The 3,475-nt window shown below is 68.4% G+C and carries 3 protein-coding genes and 1 pseudogene; 1 reads left to right on the top strand and 3 read right to left on the bottom strand.

Annotated elements, in window-relative coordinates:
- Positions 1-314: 314 nt before the first annotated feature.
- Both QO011_RS42395 and QO011_RS42390 read right to left on the bottom strand, forming a co-directional pair.
- Positions 315-1,811, bottom strand: a complete 1,497-nt coding sequence (locus QO011_RS42395) for a CoA-acylating methylmalonate-semialdehyde dehydrogenase (protein WP_307286743.1) — start codon at positions 1,809-1,811, stop codon at positions 315-317.
- Positions 1,812-1,872: 61 nt separating this feature from the next.
- A complete protein-coding gene (locus tag QO011_RS42390; protein ID WP_307286741.1) occupies positions 1,873-2,997 on the bottom strand; it encodes a Gfo/Idh/MocA family protein in 1,125 nt (374 codons plus the stop codon).
- A gap of 47 nt (positions 2,998-3,044) precedes the next feature.
- On the opposite strand from QO011_RS42390, the gene QO011_RS42385 reads away from it, so the two are divergent.
- A complete protein-coding gene (locus tag QO011_RS42385) occupies positions 3,045-3,305 on the top strand; it encodes a DUF1127 domain-containing protein (RefSeq protein ID WP_307286739.1) in 261 nt (86 codons plus the stop codon).
- Between the two features lie 13 nt (positions 3,306-3,318).
- Here the strand turns inward: QO011_RS42385 and QO011_RS42380 are convergent.
- Positions 3,319-3,475, bottom strand: a pseudogene (locus tag QO011_RS42380) (sugar ABC transporter ATP-binding protein); the annotation flags it as partial.

The raw sequence follows: 3,475 nt of genomic DNA, 5'->3' as shown, positions 1-3,475 counted from the left end.
TCGGCCCGCAGCTTCGATCCACGCTTCCTCTCCACGATCGGTCGCCCTCTCGCAGTTGCGCTTCTCTTCGCTCGCTGTGACCAGCTCACGGCGGGGCTCTCACCCGCAAGAGTGCGCCCATGCCGGGCGCACAAAAAAGAGCCGCGCCTTGCGGCGCGGCCTCGTCGGACCCGTTTGCAGCGGGAGGGGTCTGCGGGCCGGTGAGACCGAGGACCCAGCCGGTAGCCTTACGGTAGAGCAGGTCGTGGCAAGATGCGACCCACCGTTGCGGACAAGCGGGCGAAATCCCCCGCATTTCCTGTGAGCGATACCGTTCAGCGCATGGTCGGCATGGCGAACTCCGCGCCGGTCCGGATGCCGGAGGGCCAGCGCGAGGTCACCGTCTTGGTCTTGGTGTAGAAGCGGATGGAATCCGGCCCGTGCTGGTTGAGGTCGCCGAAGCCGGAGCGCTTCCAGCCGCCGAACGTGTGGTAGGCCAGCGGCACCGGCAGCGGCACGTTGACGCCGACCATGCCGACATTGACGCGGGAGACGAAGTCGCGCGCCGTGTCGCCGTCGCGGGTGTAGATGGCGACGCCGTTGCCATATTCATGCTTGGACGGCAGCGCCAGCGCCTCTTCATAGGTTCCGGCCCGCACGACCGACAGCACCGGTCCGAAGATCTCCTCCCGGTAGATGCGCATGTCGGGCGTCACCTCGTCGAACAGGCAGCCGCCGAGATAGAAGCCGTTCTCGTAGCCCTGCATCCGGAAGCCGCGGCCGTCGACCAGCAGCTTGGCGCCCTCGGCGACGCCGAGGTCGACATAGCCGCGCACCTTGTCGAGATGCGCCCTGGTCACCAGCGGCCCGTAATCGGCGCCGGGATCGGTCGAGGTGCCGACCTTGAGCGCCTCCACCCGCGGCACCAGCTCCTCGATCAGGGCTTGCGCCGTCGCCTCGCCCACCGGCACCGCCACCGAGATCGCCATGCAGCGCTCGCCGGCCGAGCCGTAGCCGGCACCGATCAGCGCGTCGGCCGCCTTGGGGATGTCGGCGTCGGGCATGACGATCATGTGGTTCTTGGCGCCGCCGAAGCATTGCGCCCGCTTGCCGGTGGCGGCAGCGCGCTCGTAGATGTACTGGGCGATCGGCGAGGAGCCGACGAAGCCGACGGCGTGGATGTCGGGATCCTCCAGGATGGCGTCGACCGCCTCCTTGTCGCCGTTGACCACGTTGAGGATGCCCGGCGGCAGCCCCGCCTCGATGAACAGCTCGGCGAGCTTGATCGGCACGCCGGGATCGCGCTCCGAGGGCTTGAGGATGAAGGCGTTGCCGCAGGCGATGGCCGGCGCGCATTTCCATAGAGGGATCATCGCAGGAAAGTTGAAGGGCGTGATGCCGGCGACGACGCCGAGCGGCTGGCGCATCGAATACATGTCGATGCCCGGCCCGGCGCCCTCGGTGAAATCCCCCTTCATCAGGTGCGGCACGCCGGTGGCGAACTCGACCACCTCGAGGCCCCGCTGCAGGTCGCCGCGGGCGTCGGCGATGGTCTTGCCGTGCTCGCGGGCGAGGAGGTCGGCGATCGCCGCCTCGTCGCGATGCGCCAGCTCCAGGAACTTCATCAGCACGCGCGCCCGCTTCTGCGGGTTCTGCGCCGCCCAGGCCGGCTGGGCGGCCGCGGCGTTCTCCACCGCCGCGCGCAGCTCGGCGCGGGAGGCGAGCGCCACCTTGGCCTGCACCTCGCCGGTCATCGGCAGGAAGACGTCGCCGGTGCGGCCGGACGTGCCGGGAACATGCCTGCCGCCGATGAAATGTCCGATCATGCGCATGGTCGCATCTCCGCTTGCTGGGAAAGCCTGTCGTCGCCGGCCCGTGCGAGCCGGCAACGGCTCACGCCGTCACGCTGTCCACCTTCACCCATCCGCCGGTCTCGAAGCTGCGGGCGATGGCATGCACGGTACGCTCGATCGCCAGCCCGTCGTCGAAGTCGAGCAGGGTCGAGGCCTCGCCGCGGATCTTGCCGATCAGCTCGCGGCATTCGATCACCTTGAGGTCGTTGAAGCCGAGCCCATGGCCGGGCGCCGGGATGAACCGGTCGTAGGGCGGGTGCGCGGGGCCGCTGAGGATGGTGCGGAAGCCCTGCGTCTCCCTGGCATCGCCGCGGGTGAAGAGCTGGACCTCGTTGAAGCGCTCCTGTTCGAAGGCCAGCGTGCCCTCGCTGCCGAAGATCTGCAGCTGGATGCGGCCCTTGCGGCCCCAGGCGGCGCGGTTGACGGCAATGAAGCCGGAGGCGCCATTGTCGAGGCGGATCAGCGCCGTCGCGGTGTCGTAATTCTCCACCGCCCGCGTACCGCCGCCGGACACCGGCCGCTCGGCATAGGGCCGGGTCATGTCGCCGAACACGCGCTCGACGCCGCCGAAGACGGCGCGCAGCAGGCTGAGCGGATGCACGGCGAAGTCGTCGAGCGCGCCGTAGCCGGACGAGGCCTCGCTGCGGATCGAGAACGGGGCGGAAGCGTCCGCCATGAAGTCCTCGTCCATCTCGACCCGGACATGGTTCACCGTTCCCACGGCGCCCTCGCCCACCAGCCGGTGGATCAGGCGCATCGCCGGGTTCTGCACATAGTTGTAGCCGAGCACGGCATGGCGGCCGCTGGCCTTCCAGGCGGCGTGCATGGCCTGCGCATCCGCCAGCGAGGTCGCCATCGGCTTCTCGCACCAGACGTGCTTGCCGGCCCGGAGCGCCGATATCGCCATCTCGGCGTGGAACTTGTTGGGCGTGGTGATCGACACGACGTCGACGGCCGGATCCTCGACCAGCGAGCGCCAGTCGGCGGTGGCGCGGGCAAAGCCGAATTCCCCGGCCTTGCGCTGCGCCAGCTCGGCCGTCGCCTCGGCCAGGACAGCCAGGCGCGGACGCTCGACGTCGCCGAACACCGGCGCCACCGCGTTCCATGCCAGGGCGTGGCATTTGCCCATGTAACCCGTGCCGATCAGCCCGACACCGATGCCCATTGCGGATTTCCCTTCTCAGCCAAACGTTTGCGCCATGCAGATCAGGCATGGCCGCCATTCCCGATTATTGTGCAATGCAGCACAGAAACGACATATATTGCGCCGCATATAATCCGGCGAAACCGGATCAGGTCAGAGGGACTACCATCATGATCTTCTCAAGCTTCGTTGCCTCCGTCATCGCGCGCTATCGCGCCTACAAGGCCTATCGCCAGCGTCTGCGCGAGCTGGACTCGCTCGACGACCGCGAAATGTCCGATCTCGGCATTTCGCGCGCCGACATCCACTGGCTCGCCCGCCAGGGCTGAACGCACCGGCGCTTCAGACGGTGCCGCCCAGCTCGCTGGAGAGCTGGGCCAGCTCCTTGCCGCCGGCCATCAGGTTCTGCAGCTCGTCCATCGGGATCTCGGCCTTGGCATAGGTGCCGAGCGTCTTGCCGCGGTTGAGCACCGTGAAGCGGTCGCCCACCGCATAGGCG

This window comes from Labrys wisconsinensis (assembly GCF_030814995.1).
GTDB lineage: Bacteria > Pseudomonadota > Alphaproteobacteria > Rhizobiales > Labraceae > Labrys > Labrys wisconsinensis.
This window is presented reverse-complemented; position numbering and strand designations above follow the sequence as displayed.

Coding starts and splice junctions, on each gene's coding strand:
- QO011_RS42395 (WP_307286743.1), bottom strand. CDS start 1,811: ATGCGCATGATCGGACATTTCATCGGCGGCAGGCATGTTCCCGGCACG.
- QO011_RS42390 (WP_307286741.1), bottom strand. CDS start 2,997: ATGGGCATCGGTGTCGGGCTGATCGGCACGGGTTACATGGGCAAATGC.
- QO011_RS42385 (WP_307286739.1), top strand. CDS start 3,045: ATGGCCGCCATTCCCGATTATTGTGCAATGCAGCACAGAAACGACATA.